The 14575-nt window shown below is 61.4% G+C and carries 12 protein-coding genes; 5 read left to right on the top strand and 7 right to left on the bottom strand.

All coding sequences use genetic code 11. From position 1 onward, the window contains the following. Window positions 1–177 precede the first annotated feature (177 nt). Entirely contained in the window at window positions 178–399 is a 222-nt protein-coding gene (locus KTAU_RS07980; RefSeq protein WP_151727882.1) for a hypothetical protein, read from the top strand. A 344-nt stretch (window positions 400–743) separates the two neighbouring features. Here KTAU_RS07980 and KTAU_RS07985 read toward each other — a convergent pair whose 3' ends face one another. The 4 genes from KTAU_RS07985 to nifS all read right to left on the bottom strand — a co-directional run bounded on the left by KTAU_RS07985 (window position 744) and on the right by nifS (window position 7647). After that, window positions 744–1589, bottom strand: a complete 846-nt coding sequence (locus tag KTAU_RS07985) for a 2-oxoacid:ferredoxin oxidoreductase subunit beta (RefSeq protein ID WP_223258446.1) — start codon at window positions 1587–1589, stop codon at window positions 744–746. 2 nt (window positions 1590–1591) lie between these two features. Further along, window positions 1592–3379 (bottom strand): 2-oxoacid:acceptor oxidoreductase subunit alpha, encoded by a 1788-nt coding sequence (locus KTAU_RS07990; RefSeq protein WP_151727883.1) that lies wholly within the window; start codon window positions 3377–3379, stop codon window positions 1592–1594. 1589 nt (window positions 3380–4968) lie between these two features. Next, window positions 4969–6141 (bottom strand): aminotransferase class I/II-fold pyridoxal phosphate-dependent enzyme, encoded by a 1173-nt coding sequence (locus KTAU_RS07995; protein ID WP_151727884.1) that lies wholly within the window; start codon window positions 6139–6141, stop codon window positions 4969–4971. Between the two features lie 351 nt (window positions 6142–6492). Continuing rightward, window positions 6493–7647: a cysteine desulfurase NifS gene (gene nifS / locus KTAU_RS08000; RefSeq protein ID WP_151727885.1), complete on the bottom strand. Its 1155-nt coding sequence runs from the start codon at window positions 7645–7647 to the stop codon at window positions 6493–6495. Between the two features lie 274 nt (window positions 7648–7921). Here nifS and KTAU_RS08005 point away from each other — a divergent pair, with 274 nt between their 5' ends. Then, on the top strand, window positions 7922–8515 hold the full coding sequence (locus KTAU_RS08005) for a GNAT family N-acetyltransferase (protein ID WP_151727886.1): 594 nt from the start codon (window positions 7922–7924) through the stop codon (window positions 8513–8515). A 109-nt stretch (window positions 8516–8624) separates the two neighbouring features. On the opposite strand, the gene KTAU_RS08010 is transcribed toward KTAU_RS08005, so the two are convergent. Continuing rightward, complete coding sequence (locus tag KTAU_RS08010; RefSeq protein WP_151727887.1) at window positions 8625–9392, bottom strand: hypothetical protein; 768 nt, start codon at window positions 9390–9392, stop codon at window positions 8625–8627. Further along, a complete protein-coding gene (larE, locus tag KTAU_RS08015) occupies window positions 9364–10293 on the bottom strand; it encodes an ATP-dependent sacrificial sulfur transferase LarE (RefSeq protein ID WP_151727888.1) in 930 nt (309 codons plus the stop codon). The genes KTAU_RS08010 and larE overlap by 29 nt, the downstream gene beginning before the upstream one ends. 175 nt (window positions 10294–10468) lie before the next feature. On the opposite strand from larE, the gene mocA reads away from it, so the two are divergent. From mocA to KTAU_RS08030, 3 genes are all read left to right on the top strand, one after another. After that, window positions 10469–11182 carry a molybdenum cofactor cytidylyltransferase gene (gene mocA, locus KTAU_RS08020; RefSeq protein ID WP_151727889.1) on the top strand — a complete coding sequence of 238 codons (714 nt, stop codon included), beginning with the start codon at window positions 10469–10471 and terminating at the stop codon, window positions 11180–11182. Window positions 11183–11236: 54 nt separating this feature from the next. Continuing rightward, window positions 11237–11656 carry a tetratricopeptide repeat protein gene (locus tag KTAU_RS08025; protein ID WP_151727890.1) on the top strand — a complete coding sequence of 140 codons (420 nt, stop codon included), beginning with the start codon at window positions 11237–11239 and terminating at the stop codon, window positions 11654–11656. A 263-nt stretch (window positions 11657–11919) separates the two neighbouring features. Beyond that, window positions 11920–12960: an SIS domain-containing protein gene (locus KTAU_RS08030; protein ID WP_151727891.1), complete on the top strand. Its 1041-nt coding sequence runs from the start codon at window positions 11920–11922 to the stop codon at window positions 12958–12960. A 104-nt stretch (window positions 12961–13064) separates the two neighbouring features. Here the strand turns inward: KTAU_RS08030 and nagA are convergent, their stop codons facing one another. Then, window positions 13065–14261: an N-acetylglucosamine-6-phosphate deacetylase gene (nagA, locus tag KTAU_RS08035; RefSeq protein WP_151727892.1), complete on the bottom strand. Its 1197-nt coding sequence runs from the start codon at window positions 14259–14261 to the stop codon at window positions 13065–13067. Window positions 14262–14575: the final 314 nt, after the last annotated feature.

The raw sequence follows: 14575 nt of genomic DNA on the forward strand, positions 1-14575 counted from the left end.
TGCCTACCCTGGCGGCTTCCCCGGCTCCATTCGCCACATGCTGTTGACCACCGATACGGGTCCGTCCCTTTTGTTTCGGTTCAGCAATCTACTGCTTCTTGTCAATCTTTCCCCTTCATGCAAGGAACGATGCGTAGCAGTGACGTGTCTGCCCGACACGGTCCAGGAGGACAAGCGATGTCAAAGAATGAGTTCCATCAGCCTGTTTCTGTGGATTCTGCCCCCAGGGGCAGCCGCTGTGAATGGTGCGGTGAGCCGGCGGAGCGGCAGCTCACGGCCATTGGCGGCCTCTACCACAACGATGGCGGCCTCTTCTGTCGCCCCTGTGGCGAGAAGTTCATCCAGGCAGTGCTTAACTCGCTGCAGTTTCCCGGTCAGTTTGGCCTGAGCGCCCGCTAGCGAACGAGCCGTTCAGACCATCTCAAGCGCCCCTAGCCTGCTCACCCATCAGCTGCACCCCAGCTAGCAGTTCGCAGGCAGGGAAGACGACCTCTTCACAGGGTTTTTATTATCTTCTTGCTCTCCCCCTTTCCAGGAGTCCCCTAACAAAGAGGACGCGCGCGGCAGGAATCGAGCCGGCGCGTCCTCGTGCCATCTTTCTCCGCTCGGCCCCTCGTCCGTTGGGGTAACTAGTACCCAGGCTAGCCTGGCCGACCGTCGACGGCCCCTGGCACCGCTCCCCACGAGAAGAGACCTTACCTCGTCAATCCCCTCGGCGTTGGCGATGCAGGTGGGAGAGGGGACTAGGCATAGCGCTGAATGTATTCGTCGATGCGGAACTCGCGAGGCTCAACGACCTCACGGGTCACGCGCTCCATTGTTGGCCGCTCCTCGCGGTAAAAGAGGCCGATATACTGCTTCTCGCTGTCGAGAGCATACTCCAGGGCCTTGAGCCGGCTGCTCGGGTCATGATCCTCTGGCAGCGGCGTTACCGCGGCATCCCAGGCATCGAAGGTATTGTAGAAGGTTGGGCAGGGACTGAGCACATGCACAAAGGAGAAGCCCCGATGCAGAGTAGCCTGCTCGATCAGGGCCGCCAGCTCTTTGGGGCGAGCGGAGTAACCGCGGGCCACAAAGCTCACGTTCAGCGAGAGAGCGGTCGCGACCGGATTGAATTGCGAGGCTAGCAGGCCATAGGGCGATGACTTCGTCTTGTGGCCATGCGGCGAGGTAGGCGAGGTCTGTCCCTTGGTCAGGCCATAGGTCTCGTTATCCATTACGATGGCCGTAATATCGATATTGCGCAGAGCGGCGTGCACCAGGTGGCCGACGCCGATGCTGAAGAAGTCGCCATCCCCCCCCACGGCGATCACCGTCAGGTCAGGGCGGGCCATCTTCAGGCCCTGGGCGACCGGGAGAGCGCGCCCATGCACGCTATGGAAGCCGAAGGTGCGAATAAAGTGGGGGAAGCGGCTGGAGCAGCCAATACCCGAGACAACCACCGTCTGATCGACTGGCAGCTTGAGGGCGGCCATGCTGCGCAGCGTCGCGTTGAGCACGCCAAAATCGCCGCAACCCGGACACCAGGTCGGCTTGACCTCGCTCTTGTAGTCTTTGAGCGTGAGCGTTGGAGTGGTTGACTGAACCACGGCTAACAAACCTCCTCAATGGCCCGCAGGATCTCCCCCGCGGTGAAGGGAATGCCCCCGAATTTATTGACACGAATCGGCTGCAGACCATACCTGGCCCCGAGCAGGTTGGCCAGCTGACCCGAGTAATTGCACTCGGGAACGATGATCGTCTTGACGGAGCTGATGAAATTGCGAAGAGCACGATCGGGCAGCGGCGAGAGAATGCGCAGGTGCAGGGAGGCTACCTTGTAGCCCTTGGCGCGTGCGCGATCAACCGCCTCTTGAATGGCTCCCTCTGTCGACCCCCAGCCGATCAGTCCGATCTCGGCGTCGCTGTCCCCGTACGGCTCCGGCTGTGGCAGCTCCTGGGCCGCCGTCTCCAGCTTGCGAAAGCGCTTCTGCATCATGGCCGTGTGGTCTTCCGGCTCGTAGTCTGGATGGCCATGCTCGTTGTGCTCCAGGCCGGTGGCAGAGTAAGGAAGGGCACCAGGTCCGGGGATAGTCATGGGAGAAATGCCGCTGGCTGTATAGGCGTAGCGCGCGAAGCTGGCCGCCAGAGCCGTCGCCGCCTCGTGCTTGCTCCCGTTGCCGCTGGCCCCATTGGCGCCGTTGGCGCCATTGCTGCCCACCTTGCCATACTCAAGGCGCCCCTCGATGGTGAAGGGCTGAAAGACGCTGCGATCGACGCTCTCAACGCGAGCCGTCAGCGACTGGTCGGTGAGGAAGATGACTGGCATCTGGTAGCGGTCAGCCATGTTGAAGGCCAAACCCATCAGGCTGTAGCAGTCGGCGACATTGGCCGGCGCCACGATCAGACGCGGCGTATCGCCGTGGCCACCGTAGAGGGCAAAGCTGAGGTCAGCCTGCTCCATCTTGGTGGGCATGCCCGTGCTTGGACCAGCACGCTGGGCATCGACAATGACCGCCGGTAGCTCGGCCATCGAGGCCAGCCCGATCAGCTCGGTCATCAGGGAGAAGCCCGGGCCGGAGGTCGCCGTCATGGCCCGCACACCGCCGAAGGAGGCTCCCAAAACCGCCGCCAGGGCGGCCATCTCATCTTCCGCCTGCAAGAAGGTCCCCCCTACCTGCGGCAGCTCCTTAGCCATCGCCTCCATGATATCACTGGCCGGCGTAATCGGATAGCCCGCGAAGAAGCCACAGCCTGCCGCCAGGGCGCCCGCTACAACCGCCTGGTTGCCATTGAGCACCACGCGATCGGCCTTTTCTACAGGACCAAGCTGGTAGGGATCTCGCTTTTCGATCTTCTCACGTACATAGCGATAGGCGATGTCTAGCGCCAGGCGGTTCTTCTCCATCAAGACGGGATTGGCCTTGCGGGATTTGGAGAGGCGGGACTCGACTACCTGCAGCAGGGCCTCCAGAGGTGGCCCGAAGAGGCCAGCTATGGCCCCCAGCATGACCATGTTCTTGGTCTGAAAAAGCTGCACTTCCTTGCGCGCTAGCTCGTTGAAGGGCACGGCATAGGTGATGAAGTCGTCGCTCTCGGGCGTGAAATCACCAGGATCGTAGACCAGGACCCCCCCCCGGCGCAGGTCGCGAATATTGCGGTCGTAAGCCTCTTTGTTGAGACAGATCAGGACGTCCGCATAGTCTCCCATCGATTTCACAGGGCGATCGCTGATGCGCACCTGGAACATACAGGGACCGCCCAGGATCTCCGCCGGGAAGGTGCGGAAGGTAAAGACATGATACCCCCAGCGCGCGGAGGCGAGCGCCAGGATGTCACCACCCGAGATGGTCCCTTCGCCCGACTCGCCACCAATCCGAATCGTCACTTCATTCTCCATTGAATGCCCCCTCTAAAAATTCAACCGCGCCCTGTGCACAGAAATGGCGCGGCCCTTAAAAAGCGCTCCCGGGATTCCACAGAGTGCCCGCGACTAACAGCGGTCGCTCTCTGCTCTTGTTCCGGTCTGCGTCTGCTCGACTGCCTTGCACTCAAAACAGGGTGCTTTGCCGATGGCACGGCTCCTGTGTTCACAATGCTGCTGCTGACTGTAGAATCCGCCAATACGCTCGTCGTTGACTGGCTTGCCCCCTCCTCTTTCCTCTCAGGAACAGCAACGGGAAGCCAGCCAGGTGCTGTGCTCTACACTTCCGATATTATAGCACAATGTGGACCGCACGATGTATCGATCTATTGGCATGCTGAACCAAATGTCGCGGGACTTCGTTGACTCTTCTGGCCTCTCCCTCTTCCCAGCGCATCGCGAGTGTGTTACAATAGTGGTCGCAAGGGCCCATAGCTCAGCGGTTAGAGCAGCCGGCTCATAAGTGCGCCGCTGTGCTCTACCTGTCTCTGCTGCGCAGTGCAGCACCACTGGGACCGTTGTGGTTAAAGCCTGGTCTGACCTGATCCCGAAAGGGTTAGGGGACAGTAGCATGACCAGAAAAGTGCGGCTCGGGGGAAACTGCTTACCCCGCTCCGTGCAGCGAGGCCGTATATGGTGAGGAGGAACTTCCGAACCCGAGATGTGCCCGCTCAACCACCCGTGCGATGGCAGGATTGCGCACGTTGCCCGATTTGACGACCGTGGTTATGAGGGTCGCCAATGGTCCCATCGGGCTGGCGGCTGGTAGCCCGGCACATCCTAAGGGCACCTACGTACGGACCGAGGCAGGTAGGGAACTGCGGGATCACCTTCCAGGATACGGGTCGCCTCTCCGGCACTAATTCGGCCACTGGCCTCGCCCGTGTCCTCTGGTGACGGAGTGCCCATAGTACTCAAACGATCGGGGTAATGCCCGATACACGGGGAAGGGGCACAGGGCGCTGCTTCCAGCCCTCTGGCTCGACAGCGCCTGGAGAGCCGTGTGCGTCGAAAGGCGCACGCACGGTTCGGGAAGAGATGACCTCGCTCAGCACCTGCGCCTTCCGGCAATCAGTGCTTGCCCGCCTGATCGCTTCCAGGCCAGGCATAGGCTGGGCAGTCGTCGGCTTCACCCGGTTGGTCCCTGGTTCGAATCCAGGTGGGCCCACTTTCGCCCTTACTCGCTTACTAGCTCGCTCACTTCCCTGGTCCACCCGGCAGCCGGTTGCTGTTCCCTTGTCAGCCAGCTGCGCGCTCCCTCTACTCCTGGCTGACCCTCCCCGCTCCGAGCGTGAGGAGGGCCTCCCTCTTTGATCGGTCCCTCCCTCCCTTGCCGCGCGCTCTCAGGTCCTGACCTTGCTCTCTGCGCTCCAGTATAGAGGAGGCAGTGCACGGCCAAGAACGGGCCAAGGTCACAAGAGGGAGGAGAGAGAGGCAACTGCAGACCACAGAAGCAGGGAGAGGGTGAGCAAGCTGGAAGGGCAGACAGACAGGCAGGCCCGGTCCCCGGGGTCCGATAGAGAAAACAAACCAAAAAGAGGGGAGTGGTCCGGGCGACCGCTCCCCTACTGGTGACGCCTCAGGAAGCGCTCGATACGCCGTAAGGCTTCCTCCAGTTGCTCATAAGAGGTGCAATAAGCACAGCGCACATAGCCAGCACCGCAGGCACCAAATGAGCTACCGGGCACAACAGCTACGCGCTCTTCCAGCAGCAACTTTTCGGCAAACTCCTCATCGCTCATGCCAGTCTGGGCCACACAGGGGAAGGCATAGAAAGCCCCTCGCGGCTCGCAGGTTGGCAGGCCAATGCGGTTGAGCCCATCAACAAACATCCGCCGCCGCCGCGCATACTCGGCATGCATAGCGCATACGTCTTCCTCGCCGTGACGCAGGGCCTCCAGAGCTGCAACCTGGGCCACAGTGCCAGCGCACATAATGGCGTATTGATGCACTTTCAGCATGGCCTCTAGCAGGGTGGCTGGAGCCGCTACGTAGCCGACGCGCCAGCCTGTCATCGCATAGGCTTTGGAAAAGCCATCGAGCAGAATGGTACGCTCGCGCATGCCCGGCAGCGCTGCCATACAGACATGCTCAGTCTCGTAGACCAGGCGACTGTAGACTTCATCGACCACCAGGTAAAGATCATGCTCCAGGACCAGACGCGCAATCCCTTCTAGCTCGGCCCGCGGAATGACGGCCCCCGTCGGATTGTTAGGGTTGCCAAGGAGAATGACTTTGGTACGCGGCGTGATCAGGGGCGCGATCTCCGCAGCGCGTACAGCAAAGTTATAGCGCGCATAGGTCGGAACCGGTACGACCACGCCGCCGGCAAAGAGAATATCTGCTTCGTAGGCAACGTAGCCGGGGTCAAGCGAGATCACCTCATCGCCCGGATCAACTAAGGCGCGCATTGCCAGATCGACCCCTTCGCTGACGCCGACGGTGACCAGGATCTCTTTCTGCGGATCATACAGCAGGCCGTAGCGACGCTGCAACATTGCAGCGATCTCTTCGCGCAATTCGAGGATTCCATAGTTCGACGTGTAGTGCGTCTCTCCACGTCTGAGGGCTTCGATGCCCGCCTGGCGAATATGCTCCGGCGTCACAAAATCAGGCTCGCCTACTCCAAGCGAGATGACGTCCGGCATGCTGTTGATGATGTCGAAGAATTTGCGAATGCCGGAGGGTTTGACGGCCCGCACTCGCTGTGAGAGCGCTTCGCGTTTGAGTGTGTCCATAATCAGCTGCCTATCCCTTCTTGTGCACACATGGAGGCCAGGAGCGGCAAGCAACGCCCGCGGTTGCCTGTCCTTTCTCTGCCAGGATCATCTGCCAGGCGGATGATCCCGCAGGTGCCTTCCTTGTTAGTATCCTGTTGCCTCTGCTGTTTCCACTGTAGCACAAACGGGCCGAGGAGACAACGCCTGGCCACAGAACCCGCCCCAGATAGTCATAGGTCAGCAGGCCTGCATACTCCAAGATTGGCGCACTCATCCACGGCCAGGCTGATCCTTCCTTCCTGCCGGCGGTCCGCCCGCTGCCCTGCTCTTGTCTTGCACGAGCCACCTGAGCCAGCGGTCCGCCCATACTCAGGTGGCCAGACTGCGCAGCTTCTCAACGATGCCCGGCAGGACGGAGAGAACGGTGTCGACGTCTTCTTCGCTGTTGTCTTTGCCAAGGGTCAGGCGCAGACTACCGCGCGCCCACTCGGGCGGCAGGCCGAGCGCAACGAGGACATGCGAGGGTTCAACCGAGCCAGAGGTGCAGGCCGAGCCGGTCGAGGCGGCAATGTTGAGCAGATCAAGGTTGAGTAGGATCGATTCACCCTCGACCCCCTCGAAGCAGAAGCTAGCGTTGTTGGCCAGGCGTCGCGTCGGATGGCCGGTCAGGCGGCTGCGCGGGACACGGCTCAGGATGCCTTCGATCAGGCGATCACGCATGGTTCGCAGCCGCGGCTGAACCTGCTCCAGCTCCTCGTAGGCCAGGCGCAGGGCCGTGGCCGCTCCTACAATGCCGGCCACGTTCTCGGTCCCAGCTCGCCGCCCGCGTTCCTGCGAGCCTCCTTGCTGCTGCGGCAGGAGTCGGACGCCCTGGCGCACGTAGAGAATGCCAACGCCCTTCGGCCCATAGAATTTGTGAGCCGAGAGCGAGAGCAGGTCGGCGTTGAGCGCCTTGACGTCGAGTGGTAAAGCCCCACCCGCCTGGACGGCATCAATGTGGAAGGGAACCTTGCGCTGCCGACAGATGCGCCCAATCTCTTCAACCGGCTCGATGGTCCCAATCTCATTATTGGCATACATGATGGAGACGAGGACGGTCTCAGCAGTGATGGCTCGCTCAACAGCCTCGGGATCAACCAGTCCGTGCTCGTCCACCGGTAGGTAGGTGACGTTGAAACCGAAACGCTCCAGATAGTGACAGGTGTGCAGGACAGCATGATGCTCGATGGACGAAGTGATAATGTGCTGGCCTTTGTTGCGCGCGGCCAGAGCGACACCCTTGATGGCCAGGTTGTCGCTCTCGGAGCCACAGCCGGTAAATACGATTTCGGTGGGCCGGCAGTTGAGAATGGCGGCGATCTCTTCACGCGCCCTGTCAATGGCTTGCATGGCTCGCCGCCCAAGGGTGTAGATACTGCTGGCATTGCCATAGTCGCTGGTAAGATAGGGCAACATGGCCTCCAGCACCCGCGGATCAAGGGCGGTCGTGGCCGCATGGTCAAGATAAATGAGTCGCTCTGGCATGGTTATGCTCTTAACATCAAATTACTACTTTTATCGACTTCTTCCTCTACTACTGTTTAGATATTTAAAGTTAACAGTTGTTCTCCGGTCGTTCGCGCCCTGCGACGGAAGAGCGCTTGTTTGACGGCTGACTCCATTGTATCATAGAATGCGTGCCGCTTTCTGCCTCGCTGTACTGCGAGAGCCTCTCGTTTCATTTTCACAACTATAGCACGTCAAGTACAACTTTCTTTCTCTTTATACATAGTTAATCTTAAAAGAAAGGAATACTCTCATGGGGGAGGAGCTTTTCCTTAGCCTGATGCCCGATTTTGAAGAGCTGGCGGGTCAGCGCGTCATCGTGCGACCTTATCGCGAGGAGGACGCTCCTGCGCTTTTCGAGGCGATCCAGGAATCGCGCGCCCATCTGCGTCCCTGGATGCCCTGGGCAGACCAGCACCAGCGCATCGAGGAGACGCGCGATTGGATCAATCGTCAGCGCGCAGCGTGGTTGCTGCGCGACATCTATAACTGCGCGGTGATCAGTCTGGCCGATGGGCAACTCCTGGGAGGGATCAGTTTGAAGCCCCACGACTGGCAGGCGCGTGTCTTCGAGATCGGCTACTGGCTGCGCGCCACGGCCACTGGTCGGGGATATATCACAGAAGCAACGCAATTGCTGACCAGCTTTGCCTTGAGGCAGCTCGGAGCCAACCGCATTTTCATCCGCTGTGACGAGCGCAACGAACGCAGCGCTGCCATTCCACGCCGTCTCGGCTTCGTCTTTGAGGGTTGCCTGCGTAACGAGGCCCTGGCTCCCGATGGCCGGCTGCGCAATACGCTGGTCTTTGCGCTGACGCCTGCGGACCACTGGCAGGCCGATCAGTAAATCAGGAAGGAGGCTGGCACTGGGTACCGTCCTTGCTGCGCTGCCAGCCTCTCTCCTTCAGGACCCCTCAGCAGAGCTGAGGAATGCCGCGCGAGATTGTTGCCTGCCTCTAGAGGCTGCCCCAATTGTAGACAACGTCGGGTTGCACGTGCGGACTGTTATAGGCCAGGGTGATGAGTTCATGAGCCTGTAGCTGGAGGTTGCGGAAGTCGCCTTGATAGGGCTTGCCATCGACGTAGACACTCCAGCCGCTGGTCTGGTCAAGCTGGCTGGGGAAGCCGTTGCCCAGGTCGGCGAACTGGTTTTTCCAGATATCGAAGAACTGGCCCAGGGTGAAGCGTGTGTTCTGCGGCGCCTCAATATGGATAACACCAGTCGTGTCGTGGGTATGGAGCCAGTAGATGCAGTCGCTGGCAATGCCGGTGTTGGCAGGGATCTGCACGGCTTGACCGTTGATGTAGATCGAGAGATGGGCGTGATAGTGCACTGCCACCTGCTCGCTGGCATCACAGTAGACCTGATCAACTGGCGGATAGGCCGCGTCGACGATCGGATGGTTCTGGCTCTGAACCTGGCTTTGCTGGCCTTGAGCCTGACCCTGGGAGCCGGTCCGAATGAGGAAGTAGCCCCCGCCTCCCAGGAGCAGGAGAAAAATGCCGACGACGCCGATAGAGAGGAGCAGCTTGCGGAGCTGGGCTTGCTGATGCGCTCGCTCGCGCCGCTGTTGCTCTCGCCGCCTGCGCTCCTCTCGCGCTTGCTTAATCGTTAGTTCCTGCTTCCGCTCTCCCACCTGTGACCCTCCCTGTGGGCTGCCCGGACCGGTCCCCGCCGTGCGCCTCACAATGCCACTAGCCTGCTGAGCCTTCCTTTTGCTCATCGTTCTTCTCCTGATGACCCTCCATCGCCGGCCTCTTCTTCTTGAAGAAGCCCTCGTTCAGGCTGCCGCTGCGAAAGCCGAGAAGATCGAGGGTGACATAGAGATAGCCGAGACGGCGCAGGCCTTCCGTGACCTGGCGACTCGTCTCCTCTTCGATCAGGCGCGGCATGTCCTGCCGCTCGACTTCGATGCGAGCTACGGCCCCATGATGGCGCACACGGACCTGACGCAAACCAAGCTCGCGCAGGAGCTTCTCCGCCTGATAGATCTTCTGCAATGTCTCGATGTCGATGCGTGTCCCATAGGGAATGCGCGAGGAAAAGCAGGCGAGCGCAGGCTTATCCCAGACAGGCAAACCCAGCCAGCGGGCCAGGGCCCGGATCTCGCTTTTGTGCAGCCCCGCCTCCAGTAAGGGACCACGCACGCCGAACTCGCGGGCCGCGCGCTGCCCTGGACGAAAATCGCCTTCGTCGTCTTTGTTGACTCCATAGGCGACATAGCGCAGGCCGTGCTGCTGAGCCAGGGCCGTCAGATGAGTGAATAGCTCCGTCTTACAAAAATAGCAGCGATTGGGCTGGTTGGTGAGATAGCGCTCATCCTCAAGCTCATGAGTCTCAACAGTCAGCACCCGAATGCCCAGGTCGCGTGCCAGCTGCAGCGCGGCCTCGCCCTCTTCAGGCGCATAGGCGGGTGAGAGCGCCAATGCACCAAGCGCTCGCTCGCCGAGTTCGTCGTGGGCTACCTTCAAGAGCAAGGTGCTATCGACGCCGCCGGAGTAGGCCACCAGAACCGACTCCATCTCTTTCAGAATGGCCTGCAGGCGGCGATACTTCTCCAGTGTCGCGGCCCCACCCTCTAGGGCCGTTACACGTTCATCCTTCGCCGAGGGAGTCGTGAGCATAGAACTGCCGTCGTGCCTTTCTTGGATCTCCCACCCAGGGGGGAACGCCGCGCTGGCCATCCTCCTGTCAATTGCGACGGGGTCAGCCGCGTTCCTCGCCGAGCTGATGATGATATACTATAGAGCAGTATTGCATTGAAGATCTCGGCTGCGCGCGGTCAAGTGCTATTATAGCATGGCCGACAAGCCTGAGACGAACACCAAACACAGCGAGGAAGCCATCGTGAGTGGAGAGCCAGGATGCGCCGCCATTCTGCTGGCTGCGGGCACCTCTAGCCGCATGGGAGCAGGTCGCCATAAGCTGCTTCTGCCGCTGGCCGGGCGCCCGCTGGTGCAACATAGCGTGGAGGCCATTCTGCGGTCGCAGGCCCGCCCCCTGGTGATCGTTCTGGGTCATCGGGCTGAGGAAGTGCGCGCGGCCCTGGGGGACTACGCCGCCGATCCAGCGGTCGAGCTGGTGATCAACTCTGACTATGCTCAGGGCATGAGCACCTCGCTGCGCTGCGGCCTCCAGACCCTGCTGGCCCACGCCGCTCGCTTAGGCCAGCCGCCACCCGCTGCTGCCCTGATCTTTCTAGGCGATCAGCCTTTCATCCCGCCTCACCTGATCGATCGGCTGATCGCCGCCTGGCGCAGCTCTGGTCGACGGATCGTGGCCCCCAGCTATGAGGGACGGCGTGGGAATCCTGTGCTCTTCGCCTCAGCTCTCTTCCCAGAGTTGGAGGGTGTCACCGGCGATGAGGGTGGACGCCGCGTGATTGAGCGCCACCGCGCGGAGATAGCACTCGTCGAGGTGGAGGAAGCCCTGGCTTCCCATGATGTTGACACATGGGAAGCCTATCAGACGGCCCTGCGCGCTCAGTCAGGTGAGAGCGACCCTCAGCAATAAGCAACGAGGGGTCGTGGCCAGCTCACGTAGCGCGTGTGAGCGAGGAGGTAGTAGATGTCTAAGGAGCCTGACGAGCATTCACCATCCCAGGCTTCAGCACATGATCAGGCAGCTTTCTGGCTGAATTATGCGCGCGAGCTGTGGGGAGCGATTCGCTATCCCGAGGCGCTCGCCGCCGTCGAGCGAGCTTTAGCCCTGGCGCCCGAAGATCCCGCTGCCTGGTATCTGCGCGGAGCCTGCCTTTGCCTGCTGGCGCGCCATGAGGAGGCTTTAGAGTCCTTTGAGGAGGCCTTGCGTCGGGATAGACAGTATGTTCCCGCCTGGGACGGCAAGGCCTGGGCTTTAGGGGTGCTCGGACGTCGCGCCGAGGCCCTGGCCGCCGTCGAAGAGGCGCTACGCCTCGATCCTCACTATCTGCAAGCCCATCTACGCAAGGCCCGCCTGCAGGCCACTGCTGAAGTTGACGCTGACTGAGCGAGCGGAGTGGGGAGTGCATCGTGCCCGGATGCGGTTGATCTCGCTCGGGTAAGAGTGGGGCCGTAAGAGAGTGGGCAAGCAGCCAACAACGTGGTAGGATAGTGGCGTGGTGGCTGATGGCCGGGCTAAGCCACGCCCGCCTGCGCCCTGTGCGAGTCAGCCAAGGAGGCTGAGCCACCGCTAGGCCTGCTGCTGACAGGCCAGACGGCCTGGCGTAGCAAGCTAGCTACCCGACCACGAGCGAACGGAGAAGTGTCTGCATGTCCTCATCATTGCTTGAGCAAGAGATCCGCAGCCAGCCCGAGGTCCTCGCCCGCCTGCTCGAACGGGAGCGCCCCCACGTAGAGGAGATTGTCACCTCCCTGCCACCGTTCACCCATGTGCTGATCGCAGCTCGGGGATCATCGGACCACGCCGCACTCTACGCGAAATACGTCTGGGCGGCCCTGGCCGGCCATACCATCGCGCTGGCCACGCCCTCGCTTTATACTCTCTATGGTCGGCCCCCCCGTCTGGATGGGGCTCTTGTCGTTGGCATTTCGCAGTCGGGTCAGTCACCCGATATTGTCGCTGTGCTCGAAGAGGGCCGCCGCCAGGGCCGTCCGACGCTGGCCATCACCAACGATGCCAGCTCTCCCCTGGCGCGGGCCGCCGACCATGTGGTCGCCCTGCACGCCGGAGCTGAGCGCAGCGTCGCCGCTACCAAGACCTATACTGCCCAGCTAACAGTCCTCGCCCTCTTCGCCGCTGCCTGGAGTCCTGAGTCGGCCAGCCATCTGACGGCCTTAGAGGCCCTGCCCTCCGCCGTTGCCCAGGTGCTGGCCCAATCGACAGACATCGCCCGCCTGGCCGAGCGCTATCGCTATATGGATCGCTGTGTGGTGATCGGGCGTGGCTTCAACTATGCTACGGCTTTTGAGCTGACGCTCAAGCTCAAGGAGCTGACCTACGTCATGGCCAATGCCTATTCTTCGGCGGACTTCCGTCACGGCCCCATCGCCACGGTCGACGTCGGCCTGCCGGCTATCCTGATTATGCCGCGCGATGCGACCTACAGCGATATGCGTGAGCTGGCCGAGGAGCTGCAGCGCCGCGGCGCAGAGCTACTGGTGATCTCGGAGGAAGCCGAGGCCCTGGCTCTGGCCCGCACACCTCTACCCCTGGTGAGCGGCGTCCCGGACTGGCTGAGTCCTGTGACGGCCATTCTCCCCGGCCAGATGCTGGCCCTCCATCTGGCGCTGACCCGCGGCTACAATCCTGATGTGCCGCGCGGCCTCCAGAAGGTCACGCTGACGCTCTAAGCCAGCGCTCCCAGCCCTGGCATCTGTCTTTCCGTCTGCTTGCTTCACCTGACAAGACAAAGCAATGCCCCGGTGCTTGTCCGGGGCATCCTTTGTCTTGCCGTTTATTCTAGCAGGCGAGCCAGTCGCTCACGCCAGGATGCACTGACGAAGGCCAGCCGCCCCCGACAAAGGACCGCCTGCAGCGCGAGAGTCCGATCGAAGATGAGGAGGTCAGCATCGTAGCCAGGCTGGAGCCGGCCCTTGCGCTCGCCGACGCCGGCAGCCAGGGCAGGATTGTAGGCCAGCATACGGGCAGCATCGCGCAAGGAGAAACCGAGCATCTGCACGACGTTGCGTAAGGCCTGCTCCATCGTCAACACACTCCCCGTGATCGTGCCATCCGGCAGGCGCGCCGCGCCATCGATGACGGTAGCACGCTGGCCCCCAAACTCAAAGGAGCGCTCCGGGCTGCCCGCGCCACAGAGGGCATCGGTAATGACCACGGTGCGCTCAGGCCCCAGGGCTTTGACCAGCGCCTTCATGGCCGCTGGATGAACATGCACCCCATCGGCGATCAGCTCGCCGCGTACATGTCCCGCTTCGACCAAGGCTCCCAGCGGTCCCGGCTCCCGATGATGGAGAGGACGCATGGCGTTAAAGCAGTGCGTGACGTGGCTCACCCCCAGAGCAAAGGCCCGCCGCGCCTGCTCGTATGAAGCATCAGAATGCCCCAGGCTGACAGTGACTCCCGCCTCCAGGAAGCGGCGGATCATGGCCTCAGCCCCGGGTAGCTCGGGCGCCAGGGTCACCAGCCGGAGATGGCCACGGGTCAGTTCCAGAATGCGCTCGGCCTCCGCCTCGCTGGGCTGGCGCAGCCACTCGGGCAGGTGCGCCCCCCTGCGCGCAATATTAAGATAGGGACCCTCCAGATGAATGCCCAGCGGCTCAGCCAACGGCTCCTGACTGGCCTCACAGCGCTCAATGGCCTCTACTGCCGCCCTCAGCTGCTCTTCCGGCAAGGTATACGGGACCCCAATGACCCCAATAAGAAAGGCCGTGGTCCCGCTGCCAGGCGCCCAACGGGCATAGGCACAGATCTCGCTGGCGTCCTCCGTACTAAGATTGAACCCCCCTCCACCATGAGTATGCACATCAATGAAGCCCGGCAGCACGATGGCATCCTCAGCCTCGATGACTAAGCCCGGCTGCTCTCCTCCGCTCGCCGGCTCAATATGCCCATCGGCAACAGTAATACTGCTGTCAGACAACTCGGCCAGTGCATCGACGAGATGCGCTCCTTGAAAGGTGAATCTGCCCAAATACGTACTCCTTCACTGGTTCAGTGATTTGACAGCTGGTATCTCACACTGTGGAGTATTCCCAGGAGAAGAGAACTTTTCTACCTGCGACCACAGTATTATATAAAACGCGGCCACGCCTGTAACAAAAGGCATGTGTACGCGCTTGTACGCTCATGCCACCTACCGCCCCATCGCCCGACGGCAACTTGCGGCTAAGTGGCTATGTGATCTATACAACTATTCATTTGTACCTCTAGGCACAAGAGTACCAGGAGATGAGCAACTTGGCAAGCCCATTCACCTGCTCTGGCTTCTGAAGAGAGCGCGGAGCG

The organism is Thermogemmatispora aurantia (assembly GCF_008974285.1).
GTDB lineage: Bacteria > Chloroflexota > Ktedonobacteria > Ktedonobacterales > Ktedonobacteraceae > Thermogemmatispora > Thermogemmatispora aurantia.

Coding starts and splice junctions, on each gene's coding strand:
- KTAU_RS07980 (WP_151727882.1), top strand. CDS start 178: ATGTCAAAGAATGAGTTCCATCAGCCTGTTTCTGTGGATTCTGCCCCC.
- KTAU_RS07990 (WP_151727883.1), bottom strand. CDS start 3,379: ATGGAGAATGAAGTGACGATTCGGATTGGTGGCGAGTCGGGCGAAGGG.
- KTAU_RS07995 (WP_151727884.1), bottom strand. CDS start 6,141: ATGGACACACTCAAACGCGAAGCGCTCTCACAGCGAGTGCGGGCCGTC.
- nifS (WP_151727885.1), bottom strand. CDS start 7,647: ATGCCAGAGCGACTCATTTATCTTGACCATGCGGCCACGACCGCCCTT.
- KTAU_RS08005 (WP_151727886.1), top strand. CDS start 7,922: ATGGGGGAGGAGCTTTTCCTTAGCCTGATGCCCGATTTTGAAGAGCTG.
- KTAU_RS08010 (WP_151727887.1), bottom strand. CDS start 9,392: ATGAGCAAAAGGAAGGCTCAGCAGGCTAGTGGCATTGTGAGGCGCACG.
- larE (WP_151727888.1), bottom strand. CDS start 10,293: ATGCTCACGACTCCCTCGGCGAAGGATGAACGTGTAACGGCCCTAGAG.
- mocA (WP_151727889.1), top strand. CDS start 10,469: ATGGCCGACAAGCCTGAGACGAACACCAAACACAGCGAGGAAGCCATC.
- KTAU_RS08025 (WP_151727890.1), top strand. CDS start 11,237: ATGTCTAAGGAGCCTGACGAGCATTCACCATCCCAGGCTTCAGCACAT.
- KTAU_RS08030 (WP_151727891.1), top strand. CDS start 11,920: ATGTCCTCATCATTGCTTGAGCAAGAGATCCGCAGCCAGCCCGAGGTC.